The organism is Streptomyces sp. NRRL F-525, from assembly GCF_000716605.1.
In the GTDB taxonomy this organism is placed as follows: Bacteria; Actinomycetota; Actinomycetes; order Streptomycetales; family Streptomycetaceae; genus Streptomyces.
Genome location: NZ_JNXE01000041.1, coordinates 36,485 through 55,217 on the forward strand (window position 1 = coordinate 36,485; position 18,733 = coordinate 55,217).

At 72.0% G+C, this 18,733-nt stretch carries 16 protein-coding genes and 1 pseudogene; 3 read left to right on the forward strand and 14 right to left on the reverse strand.

What is annotated here, in order from left to right; translation table 11 throughout:
- Positions 1 to 56 precede the first annotated feature (56 nt).
- The 5 genes and pseudogenes from OO69_RS53250 to OO69_RS39745 form a co-directional block, all read right to left on the reverse strand.
- A pseudogene (locus tag OO69_RS53250) lies at positions 57 to 1,199 on the reverse strand (lysylphosphatidylglycerol synthase transmembrane domain-containing protein); the annotation flags it as partial.
- Positions 1,196 to 2,296, reverse strand: coding sequence for a hypothetical protein (locus OO69_RS39730; protein WP_033285809.1), 1,101 nt, complete (start codon positions 2,294 to 2,296; stop codon positions 1,196 to 1,198). The gene OO69_RS39730 and the pseudogene OO69_RS53250, both read right to left, overlap by 4 nt.
- Positions 2,293 to 3,477, reverse strand: a complete 1,185-nt coding sequence (locus OO69_RS39735) for a glycosyltransferase family 4 protein (protein ID WP_033285810.1) — start codon at positions 3,475 to 3,477, stop codon at positions 2,293 to 2,295. Before OO69_RS39735 ends, OO69_RS39730 begins: the two co-directional genes overlap by 4 nt.
- A complete protein-coding gene (locus OO69_RS39740; protein ID WP_033285811.1) occupies positions 3,474 to 3,872 on the reverse strand; it encodes a 6-pyruvoyl trahydropterin synthase family protein in 399 nt (132 codons plus the stop codon). The genes OO69_RS39735 and OO69_RS39740 overlap by 4 nt, the downstream gene beginning before the upstream one ends.
- 151 nt (positions 3,873 to 4,023) lie before the next feature.
- A complete protein-coding gene (locus OO69_RS39745) occupies positions 4,024 to 5,004 on the reverse strand; it encodes a zinc-dependent alcohol dehydrogenase (RefSeq protein WP_033285812.1) in 981 nt (326 codons plus the stop codon).
- A 105-nt stretch (positions 5,005 to 5,109) separates the two neighbouring features.
- On the opposite strand from OO69_RS39745, the gene OO69_RS39750 reads away from it, so the two are divergent.
- Positions 5,110 to 5,880, forward strand: coding sequence for a CDP-alcohol phosphatidyltransferase family protein (locus OO69_RS39750; protein ID WP_033285813.1), 771 nt, complete (start codon positions 5,110 to 5,112; stop codon positions 5,878 to 5,880).
- A gap of 103 nt (positions 5,881 to 5,983) precedes the next feature.
- Here the strand turns inward: OO69_RS39750 and OO69_RS39755 are convergent, their stop codons facing one another.
- From OO69_RS39755 to OO69_RS39780, 6 genes are all read right to left on the reverse strand, one after another.
- Positions 5,984 to 6,721: a YcnI family protein gene (locus OO69_RS39755; protein ID WP_033285814.1), complete on the reverse strand. Its 738-nt coding sequence runs from the start codon at positions 6,719 to 6,721 to the stop codon at positions 5,984 to 5,986.
- A 39-nt stretch (positions 6,722 to 6,760) separates the two neighbouring features.
- On the reverse strand, positions 6,761 to 7,366 hold the full coding sequence (locus tag OO69_RS39760; RefSeq protein WP_033285815.1) for a hypothetical protein: 606 nt from the start codon (positions 7,364 to 7,366) through the stop codon (positions 6,761 to 6,763).
- Positions 7,367 to 7,790: 424 nt separating this feature from the next.
- On the reverse strand, positions 7,791 to 9,017 hold the full coding sequence (locus tag OO69_RS39765; protein ID WP_033285816.1) for an MDR family MFS transporter: 1,227 nt from the start codon (positions 9,015 to 9,017) through the stop codon (positions 7,791 to 7,793).
- Complete coding sequence (locus tag OO69_RS39770) at positions 9,014 to 10,750, reverse strand: ABC transporter permease subunit (RefSeq protein WP_033285817.1); 1,737 nt, start codon at positions 10,748 to 10,750, stop codon at positions 9,014 to 9,016. Before OO69_RS39770 ends, OO69_RS39765 begins: the two co-directional genes overlap by 4 nt.
- 3 nt (positions 10,751 to 10,753) lie before the next feature.
- Complete coding sequence (locus OO69_RS39775) at positions 10,754 to 12,328, reverse strand: ABC transporter substrate-binding protein (RefSeq protein WP_420707948.1); 1,575 nt, start codon at positions 12,326 to 12,328, stop codon at positions 10,754 to 10,756.
- Between the two features lie 5 nt (positions 12,329 to 12,333).
- Entirely contained in the window at positions 12,334 to 12,870 is a 537-nt protein-coding gene (locus OO69_RS39780) for a GNAT family N-acetyltransferase (RefSeq protein WP_078652778.1), read from the reverse strand.
- Between the two features lie 156 nt (positions 12,871 to 13,026).
- Between OO69_RS39780 and OO69_RS39785 the strand changes: the two genes are divergently transcribed.
- Entirely contained in the window at positions 13,027 to 13,995 is a 969-nt protein-coding gene (locus OO69_RS39785; protein ID WP_033285819.1) for an ATP-binding protein, read from the forward strand.
- Between the two features lie 49 nt (positions 13,996 to 14,044).
- The gene (locus OO69_RS39790; RefSeq protein ID WP_033285820.1) at positions 14,045 to 14,437 is read left to right on the forward strand and encodes an SCO5389 family protein; all 393 of its coding nucleotides are present in this window, start codon (positions 14,045 to 14,047) and stop codon (positions 14,435 to 14,437) included.
- On the opposite strand, the gene OO69_RS39795 is transcribed toward OO69_RS39790, so the two are convergent.
- The 3 genes from OO69_RS39795 to OO69_RS39805 form a co-directional block, all read right to left on the reverse strand.
- Positions 14,424 to 15,266, reverse strand: coding sequence for an alpha/beta fold hydrolase (locus OO69_RS39795; protein ID WP_033285821.1), 843 nt, complete (start codon positions 15,264 to 15,266; stop codon positions 14,424 to 14,426). The genes OO69_RS39790 and OO69_RS39795 overlap by 14 nt on opposite strands.
- Before the next feature lie 96 nt (positions 15,267 to 15,362).
- Entirely contained in the window at positions 15,363 to 17,228 is a 1,866-nt protein-coding gene (locus tag OO69_RS39800; RefSeq protein ID WP_033285822.1) for a discoidin domain-containing protein, read from the reverse strand.
- Between the two features lie 143 nt (positions 17,229 to 17,371).
- Positions 17,372 to 18,730 carry a GH1 family beta-glucosidase gene (locus OO69_RS39805; RefSeq protein ID WP_033285823.1) on the reverse strand — a complete coding sequence of 453 codons (1,359 nt, stop codon included), beginning with the start codon at positions 18,728 to 18,730 and terminating at the stop codon, positions 17,372 to 17,374.
- Positions 18,731 to 18,733: the final 3 nt, after the last annotated feature.

The following is an 18,733-nucleotide window of genomic DNA, read 5'->3' on the forward strand; positions in this document are numbered from 1 at the left end:
GCGGTGCGCAGTCCCGCGCCCCAGCGGACGACGAGCACGGCCAGGCCGGGCAGGGCGGCGACGAAGCTGAGCACGCCGTAGATCACCGAGACGGACAGTCCGCTGGTCGCGCCGAGGCCCGCGGCGCCGAACGCCCAGGCGGTGACGCCCTCGCGGGGCCCCCAGCCGCCGACGTTCAGCGGCAGGCCCATGGCGACGAGCGCGAGGACCGCGATCGGCATCAACTGGGCGACGGTGGCGGCGGATCCGGCGGCCCGGGCGGCGACCACGAACATCGCGAGGTGGCCGGCCAGGATGATCAGCGAGGAGAAGGTGACGCCGGGCCAGTTGGCGCGGGAGAACAGTCCGGCGCGGGCCTCGTCGAGGGTGGTGCGCAGGGCGCGGCCCCGGCGGGTGGCGGTGGCCGGACGGTTCATGCGTACGGCGGCCACGACGGCGAGTGCTCCGACGGCGGCCAGCAGCACGACCGGGGCGACGCTGCGGGCGTCGGCCATCACCGGGGAGTCGAGGCCCAGCAGGACCGTCACGCCTACGACGGCCAGCGCGATCTGGCCCGCGACGCGTTCCAGGACGACGGCGCGGACGGCGCGGCCCATGTCACCGGCGCTCTGTCCGTGGCGGACCGCGCGGTGCACGTCGCCGAGGATGCCGCCGGGCAGGGCCGCGTTGAGGAACAGGGCGCGGTAGTAGTCGGCGACGGCGGGGCCGAGCGGCAGCTTGATGCGCAGGCCGCGCGCCACCAGGGCCCAGCGCCAGGCACTGAACACCGTGGTGACCACGCCGATGGCGAGGCCGATGAGCAGGGTCGGCGCGTCGATGCGGCGCAGGCCGTCCAGGAAGACGCCGGTGCCGAGGCGCCAGAGCAGGACGCCGAGGATGGTGACACCGGCGACCGTGCCGAAGTGGGTGCGTACCGCGCGGGAGTTCACCCGGGTCAGGATCGCGCGCAGGACGCGGCGGGCACCGGAGGCGCGGTCGGCGCCGGCGCGCGGCGCGGCGACGATCACCCCGATCCGGTCACCGGAGACGGCCGAACTGTGCAGCGGCGGCGTGTGCTTGGGCCGGCGAACCTCTTCTACGGCTTCCACGGCGGCCTCGGTACGCACCGCGAGGGCGACCGGCGTGGACCGGTCCACACGCACCCGGCGCGTCCTGGTGCTCGGCCTCGGCGCGACCGTGCGCATCGTCTCGACGCTCATGACGTGCCCCCCGTCGGCCGGGCCAGTGCCAGCAGGTCGCTGTGGTGGACGAGCACGCTCAACTCCCCTGCCGCGCAAGCCGCGAGGCGCCGTTCCAGATACTGGTCGGCCCGCTCCTTCAGCTCGGGGCGTTCCTCGACGGCCGCACCGATCCAGCCGCGCAGCCACTCGGCGGTGAGCGCGGCCTCGTCGGGGCCCAGCCGCCAGGCGCTCGGGTGGACGCGGACCGTGGCGCCGTGCGCGGCGAAGGCCTCGCAGGTGACGGTGACGGCGTCCGGGCCGAGGAGTCCGTCGCGCCGCTGGTGGGCGTTGAACGCGTCCGCGATCTCCGCGTCCATCGGGTCGGCCGGGGTGAGTTCGACCTTGCCCGCCACCGTCAGCGTGAGCAGCGCCGGGCAGCCGGCGCCGACACAGGCGGCGACGAGGGCGTCGACCTCCTCGCGGGTGAGCACGTCCAGCAGCGCGGAGGCCGTCACCAGCGAGGCGCCGACCAGCGCGTCCGGGGTCAGCCGGGCCACGTCACCGCGCCGGGTCTCCACCGTGACGCGGCTGCCGTCGGCGGCGGCGCGAGGGGAAGCCACGGCGGCGAAGTGCAGAAGATAGGGATCACGGTCGTGCAGGATCCAGTGCTGGGCGCCGTCGAGGCGGGGCGCGAGCCACCGTCCCATCGAGCCGGTGCCGCAGCCCAGGTCGTGGATGACGACCCCGGAGCGGCCGGGCAGGTTGGCGAGCCGGATGCGCAGCGGGTCGAGCAGTTCGGGCGCCCGCGCCACGGCGTCGGCCCCCTCCCGCAGCTCCAGCCACTCGGGCGCGTAGCGCGGCGGGTCGTCGGGTCCGACGTCCCGCAGCCGTACGGTGGCCCGCTCTCCGGGGCGGCCGGCGGGTCCGGCGCCGGGGATCACGGAACCGGGCCCCGTCTGCTCCTCGGCGTCCATTGGAACGGTCCCAGCCATCACGTCCTCCGGCCCCGGCTGGTCAGCCGTCGCGTCGTTCGCCTCGGGCTGCACCGGGGCGACCAGCATGCCCAGCGGTACGCCCCTGGGCCCCGGCTGCGCCGGGATCCGTCCAGCCTGTGTCGTGGTGGCCGTCTTCCTCATGCCGCCCTCCGGGGTTCGCTGGGGAGCCGGGTGAGGACGCCGGCCAGGCTGCGAGCCGTGGTGGCCCACCCGTCGAGGGCAGCGCGCCGGCCCCGGGCCGCCGCCTTGAGCCGCCGTCGCACGTCGGCCTCGCCGAACCAGCCGCGCAGTTCGGCGGCGAGGGCGGCGGGGTCCTCCGGCGGGACGAGGATGCCGGGCACCCCGCCGTCGGGGGCGCGGCCGACGGCCTCGGGGAGACCGCCGACATCCGTGGCCAGCACGGGAATTCCGCGCGCGAGCGCCTCGGTGACGGCCATGCCGTACGTCTCGGCGTACGACATGAGGACCATGAGGTCGGCGGAGGCGTAGGTGGCGTCGAGTTCGGCGCCGGCCCGCGGGCCGGCGAGGTGCAGCCGGTCCTGGAGGCCGTGGCGCTCGATGAGGTCGCGCAGATGGTCGACGTACTCCGGATCGTTGCCGAAGCCGCCGACGCAGACGCAGGTCCACGGCAGGTCGGCCGCGGCGGCGAGCGCCTCGATCAGCCGGTGCTGGCCCTTGCGCGGGGTCAGCGTGGCCACGCACAGCAGGCGGGAGACGCCGTCGGTGCCGGAGGCGAGGGGGGCGATGTCGGCGCCGGGGGTGGCGACATGGACCCGGTCGGGGGCCAGGCCGTGGTGCGAGACGAGACGGCGGACCGCCCAGTCGCTGGTGCCGATCACCGCGGACACCGCCCGCAGGACCGTGCGCTCCTTGGCGTCCAGGTCCGCGGCGACCGCGGCCTCCAGGCCGGTCTCGTCGCCGAGCGGGAGGTGGACCAGGACGGCCAGGCTCAGCCGGTCGGCCTCCGGGACGACGATCTCGGGGACTCCGCAGGCCACGATCCCGTCCATGAGGACGGCGGCGCCGTCCGGCAACTCGCGCAGTACCCGGGCGAGTTCGGCACGGGCGTCCGCGCCGGGCCGGGGCCACTCGCCGTCCACCGCGTGCTTGTGGACCTGCCAGCCGAAGCCGGGCAGGTCCAGGCTGACGCGGCGGTCGTAGGCGTTGCCGCCGCTCGGCGTGGCCGGGTCGTCGACACCGCCCGGCATCACGAAGTGCACGGTGCGCAGGGACATGGGGATGATCTCGGCATTCCGGGAGGCCGCGCGCTGTGCGGGCAGGAATCCCAGCGAGGGGGCGCGGTCGATGGTCACGTCGCTCACAGGGCACGCTCGTAACTCGCCCAGGCGACGTGCGACTCGTGCAGGGTGACCTGGAGTCCGGTGAGGCCGCGGGCGCCCTCGCCGAGCGCGCCCTTCTGGATCCGCTCGGCGAGCCGGTCGGCGATGACCTTCGCGAGGAACTCCGTCGAGGTGTTGACCCCGGCGAAGTCGGGCTCGTTGTCGAGGTTTCTGTAGTTCAACTCGCTCACGACGGCGCCCAGTTCCTGGGTGGCCAGTCCGATGTCGACGACGATGTTGTCGTCGTCCAGCTGCTCGCGCCGGAAGGTGGCGTCCACCAGGAACGTGGCTCCGTGCAACCGCTGGGCGGGCCCGAACACTTCGCCGTGGAAGCTGTGGGCGATCATGATGTGATCGCGAACGGTGATGCTGAACAACGGACGACCCTCCAGGTGCGGCGCGTCTGGTCCCCCGGCTGATCCCTGCCGGGGGATGCCGTGTAGTACGGCTCCACGCCTCCCCCTGTTCAGCCGACTCTCACTCTTTTCTCAGGTCAGACGCTCTTGCTCGTACGGAATTGAACAGTTCTCAGCCGATGTCGGTGTAACGCACCCGGTGACACAGCGCCGGGATCTCCCCCGAGGCGAGCCTGGGCAGCAGCTCCGGCAACTCCTCGAAGTCGCTCTCCCCGGTGACCAAGGCGTCGAGCGCGGGGTCGGCGAGCAGGTCGAGGGCGAGGGCGAGCCGGTCGCCGTAGCTGCGATTGGAACGGGCCGGCGAGACCGTACCGACCTGGCTGCTACGGATGACCAGGCGCCGGGAGTGGAACGCCTCACCCAGCGGGAGGCTCACTTTCCGGTCGCCGTACCAGCTCAGTTCGAGGACGGTGCCCTCGGGCGTGAGGAGTTCCAGCGCGCGGGTGAGCCCCTGTTCGGTGGCGCTGGCGTGGACGACGAGATCGCAGTCGCCGAGCGCGTCCGCAGGCAGCGCGAAGCCGACTCCCAGCGCCTCGGCGATCTTCGCGCGCGCCGGGTCGGCGTCCACCAACTGCACGCGCACGCCCGGGAAACGGCCCAGCAGCGCGGCCACCGAACAGCCGACCATCCCGCCGCCGACCACCGCGATCCGGTCGCCGACCAGCGGCGCCGCGTCCCACAGCGCGTTGACGGCGGTCTCCACGGTCCCGGCGAGCACGGCCCGCCCGGCGGGCACGGACTCCGGCACGGGTGTGACGGCGCTCGCGGGGACGACGTAGCGCGTCTGATGCGGATAGAGACAGAAGACGGTACGGCCGAGCAGCGCCGCCGGGCCCTCCTCCACGACCCCCACGTTGAGGTAGCCGTACTTGACCGGACCTGGGAAGTCGCCCTCTTGGAACGGTGCACGCATGGTCGCGTGCTGGTTCTCGGGGACGCCCCCGCGGAAGACCAGGGTCTCGGTGCCGCGGCTCACGCCCGACCACAGGGAGCGGACCACCACCTCGTCCTCGGCGGGGTCCGGCAGAACGACGTCACGTATCTCGCCGTGACCCGGTGGACCGATCCAAAACGCCCTCGCGGTGCGCTTCATCGGAATCCTCCTGAACGATCGGGAAGCTGTTCACGTACGGGTAACCACAGGCCGCGCACAGTACGCGGCGTTGATCGACTCTGTCATACGGCCGGAGGGTGTGCGGTGGCCCTGAACAACACATACGAAGCAAGGCTGGTCCAGCAGGAGACCGCTGTGGGAGCGGGCGTTCAGATCCTGTTGCTGGCGTTGCTCGGCACGGCGATCGGAATGGGGCCGGCCGGCTGGCTGACCGGCCTGGCATTCGCGATCGCCACCTGGGCCGTGCTCTCCAAGGCGCTGCACCGGACCCGGACGCGTTCCTTCGGCCCGGCCAACCGGGTCACCCTCGGCCGGGCCATCCTGGTCGGCGGGGTGACCGCGCTGGTCGCGGACTCCTTCGAGAGCTCGCCGCCGGTCACGCTGTTCGTCGGCCTGACGGCGGTGGCCCTGATCCTGGACGGCGTCGACGGCAAGGTCGCCCGGCGCACGGGCACCTCCACCGCGCTGGGGGCGCGCTTCGACATGGAGGTCGACGCGTTCCTCATCCTGGTCCTCAGCGTCTACGTCTCCACCCAACTCGGCCCGTGGGTCCTGCTGATCGGCGCCATGCGCTACGGCTTCGTCGCCGCGGCCCGCGTCTGGCTGTGGCTCAACGCCCCGCTGCCGCCGAGCACCGCCCGCAAGACGGTCGCCGCCACCCAGGGCATCCTGCTGCTCCTCGCGGGCGCGAACCTGCTGCCGTACGCGGCCAACATGGGCGTGGTGGCCCTCGCGCTCGGCACGCTCGTGTGGTCCTTCGGCCGCGACATCCTGTGGCTCTGGCGCACCTCGCGCACCTCCCTCGTCGAGGAGGTTCCGGTGGAGGAGAAGCTGCTGGAACTGGTCTCGCAGTAGGGACGGTTGCGCCGAAGGGCCCGGATCACTGATGATCCGGGCCCTTCGGCGTACTACGTACTACGCGGGTACTACGACCTCTGTTCTTTCTACGACTTCTGTTCTACGACCGCGGGGTCCGGCTGCGCACGATCGCGAAGGCGCCCGCCGCGAGGCCGAGTACGCCGACGATCAGCCCGGCGATGCCGAGCCCGCGGGCGGTGGAGTCGCTGCTCGACGAGGAGGCGGTGGTGGACTTCGTGGAGGTGGCCGCCGCCGTGGTCGAGGCGGCCGGGGTCTCGTCGCCGTCCTCGCTCTCCTTGGCGGTGAGCTTGAGGACGGGCGCCGGGTTCTCCGGCTCGTCGTCGCCCGCCGCGGCCTCCTCGATCCAGCGGACGACATCGCCGTCCGAGTAGGTCTGGAGCGTCTTGAACGCCAACTGGTCGGTGTCGTCGGGCAGTTGACCGAAGGCGACGTTGAAGTCCTCGTACTGTCCGGCCGCGATCTTCCCGCCGGTCCAGGTGATCTGGGAGACGGCGTCGGTGATGGTGCCGTCGTCGGTCTTCACCGGCGTCTTGAGCTTGCTGGTGGTGACCTTCGCGGTCCAGCCGTTCTGCGGGGTGACCAGGACGCCGAGGACGGGGTGGTCGGTGGGCAGATACACCTGGACCTTCGTCGTGCTCGCCTTGTCCTCCTCGTTGGGGACGCGGAAGGTGAGGACGCCGTCCGTGGCTCCCTTGGCGTAACTCTCCGGGTGGACGGTGACGTGCGCGGAGGCGACCCCGGCGGCGGCCAGGACTCCGGCGGTGGCGAGCGCGGCGACGGTGCCTGCGCGGCGCAGGGTGGTGCGGTGTGCGGACATGGTGAGGTGATCTCCGTACGGGAAAAGGAAGTTGGGGTGTCAGACCGGGTACGGGATCGGGTCCGGTGGTCCTCTACGGCTGACCGCGTGCCGCAGGAGGAGTTGGCGCAGGGGGGCCGCGTCGGCGGCGGTACGTCCGGGGCGGCGGGAGGTGCGGGCGGGCTGGGGTGCGGGGGCGTCCCGCCACCAGGCGACGAGGCCGGGTACGAAGGCGACGGCCCAGCGCAGCAACGACCACAGCGCGGCCTCCCCGCGCCGCAGCCACCAGGCCGCGACGAGCGCGGCGACGATGTGGGCGGCCACGGCGTGCGGGGTCATCGCCTGCGTCTGCCGCATGGGGGCCATCGCGTGCCCGGACATGTGCGCCATACCGGCCATCGCCATACCGGTCCGCGGCCGCGCGACATCGAACCCGAGGTGGAGCCCGGCCTGCGTGGCGAGCATGGCGGCACCGATGCCGGGCAGGGACCGTTCCCGCCCGCCGAGCAGCCACCCCATGACGAACACGACGAGGAATCCGGCCCCGTCCGCCCACAACGGAGGCGTGGCACCGGTGGCGAGCCCGTGCCCGGCGGCAGCCAGCAGCACACACACCGCGGCGAACACCGCGGCGCGCAGGCTCCGTACCGCCGGGGATGCGCTCATGGTGACGGATCCTCCCACGCACCGCTGCCGCCGTTGCCGTCGATGGCGGTTTAGGGGACAGCTCATATCTGGTTCATGGCTTGGTACGGCGGTGGCGGGTGGGACGTTCAGCGCGGGTGGGGTGACTCCTGCGGGCATGCGTTGATTTACCGGGATACGGCGCTGTTGGAACGGTCCAGGGGTGGGGATTCTGGGGGCGGGTGGTACGGGAGCGGTCCAAGTGGGGGGACTCGTGGGCGCCGGCGCTGCGGGGAACGGTCCAGGAGCCGGGAACCTGGGCGCGGGTGGTACGGGAACGGTCCAAGCGGGGGGACTGGTGGGCGCCAGGGCTGCGGGAACGGTCCAAGCGCCGGGGGACTCTGGGCGCCAGCACTGCGGGAACGGTCCAAGCTCCGGGGGCCAGAGAGGTGCGGGGCCTTGCGGCTCATCTGCGGCGCGATGGACGTGACCGGCGTGGCAGCAAGGCGATCGCCGCGACCGGTACGGCGGCCAGCACCAGCCACGGCATGGCCGCGGGCAACCCCATGTCGAGGAGGGTGCCGGTGCCCGCGCTGCCGAGGAGGACGATCAGGCCGGAGACGGAGGAGAGTGCCCCGGTATAGAGGCCGAGGCGTCCGGGTTCGGCGAGGTCGGGAACCCAGGCGCGGGCGACGGGGGCGATAAGCATCTGGCCGAGGGTGAGCAGGACGACGAAGCCGGCCGCCGGCAACAACCCTGCGGTACCTGTCAGTTCAGCGGGCCGGGCCACGGCGACGGCCGCGAACCCTACGGCGATCAGCGACAGCCCCGCAGCCATGCACCGCCGCGGATCGAGCCGCTCCCCCGCCCACCTCGTGACGGGCAATTGCGCCGTCACCACGAGCAGCGAGGACAGCGCGAACAGCCAAGCCAGCGGTGCCTGCGAACCCACCGCGCGCTCCACCTCTTCAGGGAGGGCGAGATAGAGCTGGTTGTAGGCGAGGAGATAGGCGCCGTAGGCACAACACAGCGCCAGGAACGGCCTGTTGCGCACCAGGGCCCGTACGCCACCCTTCTCCGTCACCCGCGCCCGCCCGGGAATGTGCTGCGGCAGCAACCACGCATGCCCCGCGAGGACGAACACAAAGACCCCGGCCCCGGCCAGACACGCGACCCGGAAATCCACCGCGAGCAGCAGCGCACCCAGCAACGGCCCTACAAACGCGCCGACTTGACCGGCGACGGTGAACAGCGCGAGCACCCGCGTCCGGGATCCCCCGCCCGATTCCTCCCACTCGACCGCCTGCCGAGCCACCTCCGACTCCACCGCCGGAGAGAACAACGCGGCGGCGAGCCCGATGAGCAGTACGGCTCCAACGACGCTCCAGGTCTCCTCCGCATACCCGAGCCAGCCGAACCCGGCGATCCGCAGCACGCATCCCGCGAGCACCACGGGCCGCACGCCGTACCGGTCGGCGAGGGCACCGCCGACCACGAACAGCCCCTGCTGACTGAAGGTCCGCAGCCCCAGCACGAGCCCAACGAGCCAGCCGGCCATGCCGATCGCATCCGCCAGGTGCTCGGCGAGGAACGGCAGCACGGCGAAGAAGCCGATGTTGAAGGCGAGTTGGGTGAGGATCAGCAGCCGGAGCAGCGGGGAAAGCGGGGTACGTACGAGGGCCGCGGAGGTCACCGGGCGGCCAACTCCCTTTGTACGGTGGCTCCCCGCATACTCCCGGCGGCCGTGACCGCCAACGCGCCGAGCAGGGCGAGTACGGCGGCGGGGGCGAGGACGGCCCAGGGGGCGCGTTCGGCGTAGGGCTGGTTCTCGGCGAGGAGCAACCCCCATTCCGGGGAGGGCGGTTGCGCGCCGAGGCCGAGGAAGCCGAGCGAGGCGAGGGCGAGGGCGACACCGGGCAGGCGGAGCAGGGCATGTCGGGTGACGGGTGGCAGGACGGCGGGCAGGAGTGAGTGGCGCAGGATGTACCAACGGCCCGCACCCAGGCCCCGGGTGGCGGTCACGTGCAGGGTGGCGCGTTCCTGGAGCAGCAGTGCGGAGGTGTGCGCTGCGAGGGGCGTCCAGGCGAGGGCGGTCACAGCGAGCGCGGGAGTCGCCGCCCCACTTCCCGCGACGGCGGTGACCAACAGCGCGGCCAGGACCGGCGGTACGGCGTTCACCGTGTCGACGAGCGGCCCGGACAGCCGGGGCAACAGTCCGAGCAATACGCCGATACCGAGCGCGACGGCACTGATCCCGAGGGCGAGCAGCAGGGTGTCGACGGCACCGTGGGCGACCCGCGCAAGGAGATCCCGGCCGAGCGCGTCGGTGCCGAACGGGTGGGCCCAGCTGGGGTGTTGGAGACGCAGCCCGGTGTCGAGGGCGAGGGGATTTCGGGGCAGACCGAGCGCGACGACACCGAGGAGGAGGGCGCCGTAGACAACGGGCAGGGTTCGTCGGGTAGTTGAGGCGCTGGGCCCGTGGAGGGAGGGGAGGGCGTCGGCGCGTAGTGCGGGGCCGATGAGGAGGCGCGCCGCGAGGCGGGTGAGTCCGGCGGCGACGGCGGCTAGCAGGAGCAGGGCGAGGGTGCCGGCCTGCAGCACGGGCAAGTCCTGGGCGAGGGAGGCCTGGAGGGTGGTGCGCCCGAGCCCGGGTATGTCGAAGATCTGCTCGACGGCGACGGCCCCACCGGTCAACCCGACGACGAACAAACCCATGTTGGGCAACAGCCCGGGCAGACACCGCCGCACTGCCTGCCGGGCGATCCGCCGCCCGGACAGCCCCCGCGCGGCCGCAGCCCGCACCCACGGCTCCCCGAACGCCCCCGGCAACAGGTCATCGACCAACCGTCCGAGCACGGCCCCGGCGGGCAACCCCAGCGCGAGCGCCGGCAGCACCACCCACCGCGGCCCGTACCACCCCAGCGCGGGCAACCACCCGAGCTGCACCCCGACGACGGTGGCGAGCACGGACGCGGTGAGGAACTCGGGCAGCGCGGCGAGTGCGGCGGAGCCGGTGCCACCGGGGCCCTCCACCGCACGCCCGCCCCGCCGCAAGGTCCGCGCGCACACCAACCCGGCGGTGACAACGGCCACTACGACCGCCGCCCCCATCAACAGCAGGGAAGCGCCCAGGGCTTGGAGGACACTGGGCATGACCTCGGCGCCGGAGATCCATGACCGGCCGGCGTCTCCGCGCGGCAGGCCCTGGAGCCACTGGCCGAGAAGCCGCAACGGGCCGTCATCGAGGCCGAGTTGGGTGCGGATGGCGGCGAGGACCTGGGGGTCGGGGTCGCGTTCCGCCGAGCGGGCCTTGAGGACGGTGAGGGCCGGGTCGGTGCGGGAGAGCCAGGGCAGCAGGCCCACCGCGCAGACCAGGGCAGCCGCGAGGAAGGCGCGCCACAGGAGCGTGGCCGTGCGGTGCGGCATGGTTCAGCGCCGGGTTCCGGGGCCGACGAGGGTGCGCTCGTACGGGTCGAGGAGGAGGCCCCGTACCGAGGTGCCCACGCCGGTGACGACCCGTTGGTGCACGAGCGGTACGACGGCGTCGGTGCCCAGGATCTCGGCCTCGGCCGTCATCGCGGCGCTCTGCCGTGCGGAGGTGTCGGCGGTGCCCTCGGCCTTCGCGACGGCCCGGTCGACGTCCTTGTCGCACAGCAGGGCGAGGTTGTAGCCGCCGTCGCAGGTGTAGTCGCCGGCGAGCACGGCGACCGGATCGCCCGTGTCCACCAGGGTGTTGCGGGCGACGACGAACGCGTCGAACTTCCCCGCCAGCGCGTCGCTCTCGATCCGCGAGTACTCGCGCACCTCCAACTCGACCTTGAATCCGGCCTTTTCGAGCTGCTGCTTCAACACCTGGGCGACTTCGGGGAGTTCGGGCCGGTTGTCGTACGTCGCGAGGGTGATGGTCCGCCCGCCGGGTGAGACGGGTTCGGCCCGCCCGGCCGGTTGCTCGCGTTTGCCCGCGGCCCAGGTGACGGCGGGGCCGTAGATGCCCGTGCCCGCGTCGGCGTGACCTTCGTAGACGCCCTTGGCGAGTGTGGAGGTGTCGACGGCCTCGCGGGCGGCTGCGCGGAGCTTCGGGTCCTTGAACGGGCCTGTCCTGGTGTTGAGTTGGAGGCTCGTGGTGCGGGTGGTGGCGGTCTCACGGCGGGTGTCCGCGTCGAGCGTGGCGGCCTGGGCGACGGGTATCGCCTCGGCGACGTCGACCTGCCCGGTGCGCAGCGCGTTGGTGCGGGCGGCGCCGTCCGCGATGAACCGTGCGTCGATTCCGGAGACTTGGGCGAGGCCGCCCCAGTAGTCGTCGAAGCGGTCGAGGGTGGCCGCCGTGGAGCCGGTGACCTTCGTCAGCTCGAAGGGACCGGTGGCGGTGCCGACCGGGTCGACACGGCCCCTCTCCTCGTACGCCTTCGGGGAGAGGACGGCGAGCGCGGGACCGGCCAGCCTCAACGGCAGTACGGGATCAGGGGAGTTGGTGGTGATGCGAAGGCGGTCGCCGCCCGCCGACTCGGCGGTGAGGGTGACACCGGAGAGCGCGGCGGGGGCGGGCTTCGCCTCGGCGGCATTGCCGAGGGCGGCGGCCACGCGAGCCGGGGTGACCTCGGTGCCGTCCTGGAAGGTCGCCTCGCGGAGCGTGAACAGCCAGCTGCGATCGCCCTCGCACTGCCAGGACCGGGCCAGCGCGGGGGCGGCGGAGCCGTTGGCGTCCAGAGAGGTCAGCCCTTCGGTGACACCGAGACGGCTGAGGATGGTGGCGTCGGCGCCGTACGGGGAGAGGTTCTCGGCGGGCGGGAACGCGAGGGCGACGCGCAGCCGGGAACCGGACTCCCCGGTCGCGTCCCCGCTCTCCTCACCGGCGGAGGCGAAACAGCCGGTGAGCAGCGGCACGAGGGCAAGGCCGAGAAGAAGCCGGGGCCGTCGGACCGGTCCAATACGCGTACGCGTACGGCCATTTGCACTGGTTCGTCTTGTACTGGTTCGTCTTGTACTGGTTCGTCGGAATCGCATCGCGTCTATCGCTCCATCGCCAGTTCGAAGTGCACGATCCCCTGCCCGCCGCCCGGGTCGTCGCGCTCGTCGTGCACGACCTTCCCGAGCGACCGCCAGAAGGCCTCGGCTCCGGGTACGGCGGGATCGGTGTGCAGATACACGGCGCGGTAGCCGCCGTCGGCCGCGGCGAACGCGAGGAGGTCGGCGACGAGGTGCCGGGCGAGGCCGCGGCGGCGGTGCGCGGGGCGGACGTAGACGCGGCGCAGTTGCGCGGTCCCGCCGGAGGGGTAGCGCTCGGCGAGCTCGCGCGGGTTCGGCGGGTGGACCGGTCCACGGGAGTCGAGCGCGCCGGTCGCCACGACCGTGCCGTCGGCGGGGTCGAGTGCCACGAGGAGGGTGTGGCGGCCCGGGGCGAGATAGGCGGCCGCCGGGTCGATGATGTCGCCGTGCCAGCGGGGCACATAGCCGGTACGGAAGTCGCGGTAGACGGTGTCGAGCATCACGGCACGCGCACCGTCGATATCGTCCGGGCCTGCCGCCCTGATGCAGTAGTCAAGCACTTGCACATCATATGCATTAAGACTCCTAGGTCTTGATCACCCTTGGACCGTTCCTGGATCGCCCTTGATCCACTGGATTTGACAGCCTCGCGGCCACCCCCTAAAACCTAGCCACATGACATTCATTTTCAAAACCGCGATCGCGGCGGACCGGTAGTGCGCGTCGCGTTCGTCGGCAAGGGCGGCAGCGGAAAGACCACGCTGTCGGCCCTCTTCGCCCGCCACCTGGCCCGCGCCGGCGCCCCCGTGCTCGCCATCGACGGCGACATCAACCAGCACCTGGCCGAGGCCCTGTCCCCCGACACGTCTCCCGGCACCGAACCGGTCACCGCCCCACCCCTGGCCGCCCACCTGACCGAGCTCAAGAACTACCTGCGCGGCACCAACCCCCGCATCGCCTCCCCCGAGGCGATGATCAAGACCACCCCACCGGGGCGCGGCTCACGCCTTCTGCGCCTGCTGGGCGACGACGAGGTGCACGCCCGGCATGTGGTCCGTGCGGGTGACGTTCCGCTGATGGCGACGGGCGAGTTCGAGGAGAGCGACCTCGGGGTGGCCTGCTACCACTCCAAACTCGGCGCGGTGGAGCTGTACTTGAACCATCTCGTCGACGGCCCCGGCGAATACGTCGTCGTCGACATGACAGCAGGCGCCGACGCCTTCGCCTCCGGCCTGTTCACCCGCTTCGACCTGACGTTCCTGGTGGCCGAACCCACCCGCAAGGGCGTCTCCGTGTACCGCCAGTACCGCGACCACGCACGGGAGTTCGACATCCGCCTCGCCGTGATCGGCAACAAGGTCACCGGCGAGGACGACCTGCTCTTCCTCAAGGAGGAGGTGGGGGACGACCTCCTGACCCACCTGGTCCACTCACCGTGGGTACGCGCGGCCGAACAGGGCCACGGACAGGGCGACTTGAACGCCCTGGAGTCGCACAACCGCCACGCCCTGATCGTCCTCCGCGAGGCCGTCGACGCCCACCCCAGGGACTGGTCGGCCCTGCACCGCCACGCCGTCGACTTCCACCTCCGCAACGCCACCGCGTGGGCGGACAGGGCAACGGGCCTGGACCTCGCGGCCCAGGTCGACCCGGAGTACGTACCTGGCCCGACGCCACAGCCCTGACACCGGCCCGCCCCTCCATCCCCAACTACCAGACAGGACACCCCTCTTCATGTCTCTCGACGTCTCCCCGAAGCTCCTCGCCGAAGCCGAGCACGGTGACATCCGCGAGGCGGACTTCGTGGACACAGTCCGCACGTCCCTGCCGTACGCCTACGACCTCATCGCCGGCCTCGCCACCGAACTCCGCGACGGCACGGCCGAGTTCACCGACAACCAGACCCCGCCCTCGTCCGAACAGGAACGCGGCCAACTGCTGCGGGCGCTGGCCAGCGACGCGATCCGGGGCAGCCTGGAACGCCACTTCGGGGTGGCCCTGGCCTTCCAGAACTGCCATCGGGTGGCGGCGTTCCGGCCCGAGGCGCTGGACGGCGGGACGTATGCGAAGTTCACGTCGGCGCGGTCCCAAGTACTGAACCAGTCACCGGAGTTCAGGGACTGCTGACGGGCAGCACCAGCGCGCCGAACCGCTCGGCGTCGTCCAGCCACGGCATATGTCCGGCGCCGGACTGAACCACCAACTCCCCGTTCGGGAACAGCCCCGCGTACTCCGCCATCGCGCGCGGCGGGGCTGAGATGTCGAACTCCCCGGCGAGGACGAGCACCGGGGATGTGAACACGGCCAGGGCTGCGCGGGTGTCGGTCGGGGCGAAGGCGTCTTCGGTGGCGTAGGCGGCCGCGGCCTCCGCGTTCGTCTCCTTCGCGTCGGCCTCGTCGAAGGCACGGGCCGTCTCGTCCCAACGAGCGTGCGCGAAGGGCGAGATGGCCTGCCAGGAGTCGGGGGTCGCGCGGCCGGCGGTGATGTTCTCCAGGGCGGCGAACGCGGGTCCGAACCACGGTTCGGACCCGCGCAGTCGTGCCACCCCCAGGCGGTCCTCGGCGGTGATCTGGACTCCGACCGCGTAGACGCTAGGGGTGACCAGCGTCAGTCGGGACACGCGGTCCGGGTGGCGGGCCGTGTACAGCGCGGCCAGGTTCGCACCGGCCGAGTGGGCGAGCAGGTCCAGCCGGTCGAACCCCAACTCCTCGCGCAGCGCCTCGACATCGCCCACGAGACGGTCGCAGCGGTACGACGCCGGGTCCGCGGGCACGTCCGACGCGCCCGTGCCCCGCAGATCCAGCCGGATCAGCCGGCGGTGCGCGGCCAGGCCGCCGAGCGTGCCGAGGTAGGCCGAGTCGCGCATCGGTCCGCCGGGGAGGCAGATCAGGGGCGGGCCGTCGCCCGATGCGTGATACGCGAGGCGGGTTCCGTCGGGTGCTGCGAAGGTCGGCATGCGCGTGAGCGTGTCAGGGCACCGTGCGGGCGGCAACCGGATTGCCGGACGGCGGAACGGGCCGGTCCGGTGCCGCGCTCCGGACCGGCCCAGCTGTTACTTCTTCTGTTCGACCCGCACCCAGTCCACCTCCGCCTGCACTCCCCCGGCCGCGACCTTGTCCACGCTCGACTGCGGCAGGCCCCAGTACGGCGTGGTGACCTGGTTCCAGCCGGCCGGGTAGGCGCCGCCCAGGGCGAGGTTGAGGATGACGTACTGGTTGTGGTTGTAGACCCACTGCCCGCGGGTCGATTCGAGTTTGTTGCGGGTGGTCTCCTGGACGAGGGCGTCGTCGACGTAGAAGCGCATCCCGGTCGGTGTCCATTCGACGGCGTACGTGTGCCACTGGTCGGCGGTGCCGCCGTTCGGGTACGTCTGGCGGGCGCCGATGTTGCCGTCGGCGGAGTAGCCGGGGCCGTGGAGGGCCGTGCTCGTCCAGGTCGGGTAGCCGATGTTCTCCATGATGTCGGTCTCGCCGGAGGCCGGCCAGGAGACCGACGGGTCGTCGACGTTGCTGCCGAGCAGCCAGAAGGCGGGCCAGAACCCGTCGCCGACCGGCAACTTCATGCGGGCGCTCACCTTGCCGTAGCTGAAGTCGAACTTCGTGTTGGTGTCGATGCGGCCCGACGTGAAGTCGTACGTGCCGCCGCCTGCCTGCGTGCAGCCCTTGCAGTACTTCGCCGCGAGGATCAACTCACCGTTCTGCGTACGGACGTTGTCCGTCGAGTCGACGTACGCCTGGGACTCGCCGTTGACCGAGCCCATTTCCGTGCCGGTCCTCACCACCCGCCACTTGGAGCGGTCCAGGGCCGCCGACGTGAAGTCGTCGAAGAACGTCGTCTGGTACGTGCCCGACTGGTCGGCGGGCAGTGCGGGGTAGGCCGCCGCCGCGCTGCCGCCGGTGCCCCAGACCTGGAACTCGTAGAGGGAGTAGCCGAATTGGGCCGTGTAGGGCGCCGGGTTGTAGAAGGAACGGCGTTCCTTGCCGAGCATGCGGACGTAGCGGCCGGTGACCGGCTGGGGCAGGGTCACCGTGTCGTGGCGGCCGGTCGCGTCGGCGGGGGCCTGGATGTTGGCCCGGCGGGCCGCGATGTCGGCGGCCGACGGTTCGTAGACCGTGCGCCAGGTGGTGTTGTCGTCCGAGACCTGGAGCAAGTAGTCGACGGCGTACGCCGATTCCCAGTAGAGGTCGACCGAGTCGATCGTCGAGGTGGCGCCCAGGTCGACGGAGACCCAGCGGTCGGCGTTCCAGTCGCTGGACCAGCGGGTCGCGTCGTCCTTGAGGTTGGCGGGCCAGCCGCCGTCGGTGACGTACGCCGGTGAAACGCCGTTGTGCTGGTAGTAGTTGGAGTACGCCGGGTGGTTCAGGGCGAGGTTGGTGCGGGTCGTGGACGCGGGGGCCGGTTCGCCGCCGTAGACCTTGAAGGAGTAGAGCGAGTAACCGTAGGGCGTGGACCGTTCCAAGCCGCGCAGGCGGATGTAACGGCCCGTCACCTCCTGGGGGTACGTGCTCGTGGTGACCGAGCCGCCGGTGCCCGCCGTCTCCGTGTAGAAGGGCGTCCAGTCGGTGCCATTCCTGGAGACCTCCAGGACGTATCTCTTGCCGTAGGCCGCCTCCCAGTCGAGGGTGACGCGGTCGATGCGGAGGGTGGTGCCGAGGTCGAGGCGGATCCAGGCGTCGTCGGCGAAGTTGCTGGACCAGCGGGTCGCGCCGTCGCCGTCGAAGGCGAGGCCGGGGGTGGTGCCGGCGTTCTCGCTGCCGGAGGCCGTGACGGCGGCCGGGTTCGCGGCGTAGGCGGCGGCCGCGCGGTCGGTGTCCCAGGTCGTGGCGGCCGCGGCCTGCGGGGCGGGGGCCGCGAGGGCCGGGGTGGCGGAGAGCAGGGCCAGCGCGGTGAGCGCCGTGAGCAGGGTGCGTGCGGGCATGCGGGTCTCCTTGAGGGGCGGATCTCCTTCTGGGGGCGGTCGTGCTGACGTGCCGCTGCCTGTCGTGCGCATGACATATGCAGGGATGGTGATGCCCCGGTGGGTGCGGGCTCCCCCGCCCTCACCCACCGGGGCGGCCTTGGTCAGGCCGCGCGCCGGGCCCGGCTGCGGTGGTCGCGGATGATGTCCGCGTACCGGCGGCCGGAGCCCTTGATCGTGCGGACCTGGGTCTCGTAGTCCACGTGGACCAGTCCAAAGCGCTTCTCGTAGCCGTACGCCCACTCGAAGTTGTCGAGCAGCGACCAGGCGAAGTAGCCGGCCAGCGGGGCGCCCTTGCGGGCCGCCGAGGCGCAGGCGGCGAGGTGCTGGACCAGGTAGTCCTGGCGCTCCGGGTCGTCGACGGTGCCGTCGGGGCGGACGACGTCGGGGAACGAGGAACCGTTCTCGGTGACGTAGATCCTGCGGGGGTCGTACTCCTCGGTGAGGCGCAGCAGCAGGGTCTCGATGCCGGACGCGTCGATCTCCCAGTCCATGCCGGTGCGCGGGACGCCGAGGCGGCGCACGGCGCGGGTGTAGGGGGCGGGGCCGGTGGGGTCGTCGGCGACCGTCGCCGGGAAGTAGTAGTTCAGGCCGAGCCAGTCGAGCGGGGCCGCGATGGTCGCCAAGTCGCCCGGCTGTTCCGGGAGTTCGACGCCGTACGTCTCGACCATGTCCGCCGGGAAGCCGCGGCCGTGGGTCGGGTCGAGCCACCAGCGGTTGACGTGGCCGTCCTGCCGGCGGGCGGCCTGGACGTCCTCGTCGCGGTCGCTGGCGGGGTACACCGTGGAGAGGTTGTTGACGATGCCGACCTGGGCGTTCGGGGCGGCGGCGCGGATCGCCTGGGCGGCGAGGCCGTGGCCCAGCAGCAGGTGGTACGAGGCGCGGACGGCGGCCGTTAGATCGGTCCAACCCGGGGCCATCTTGCCTTCGAGGTGGCCGATCCAGGCCGAGCAGGAGGGCTCGTTGAGGGTCGTCCAGTGGGTGACTCGGTCGCCGAGGCGTTCGGCCATGACCGAGGCGTACGCGGCGAAGTGCTCGGCGGTGGCGCGCTCGGGCCAGCCGCCGCGGTCCTGGAGGGCCTGGGGCAGGTCCCAGTGGTAGAGGGTGACGGAGGGGGTGATGCCCGCTTCCAGGAGTCCGTCCACCAACTCGTCGTAGAAGGCTAGGCCCTTGGGGTTCGTCGGGCCGTCGCCGCCGGGGATGACGCGGGGCCAGGCGATCGACAACCGGTAGGCGTTGGCGCCGAGTTGGCCCATCAGGCCGATGTCCTCGCGCCAGCGGTGGTAGTGGTCGCAGGCGACGTCGCCGTTGTCGTCGTTCGCGATCTTTCCGGGGGTGTGCGAGAAGGTGTCCCAGATCGACGGCGAACGCCCGTCCTCGGCGACGGCTCCCTCGATCTGGTACGCCGCGGTGGCCGTGCCCCACAGGAAGTCGTGCGGGAGTGCGGCGAAGTCGATGGTCACTGA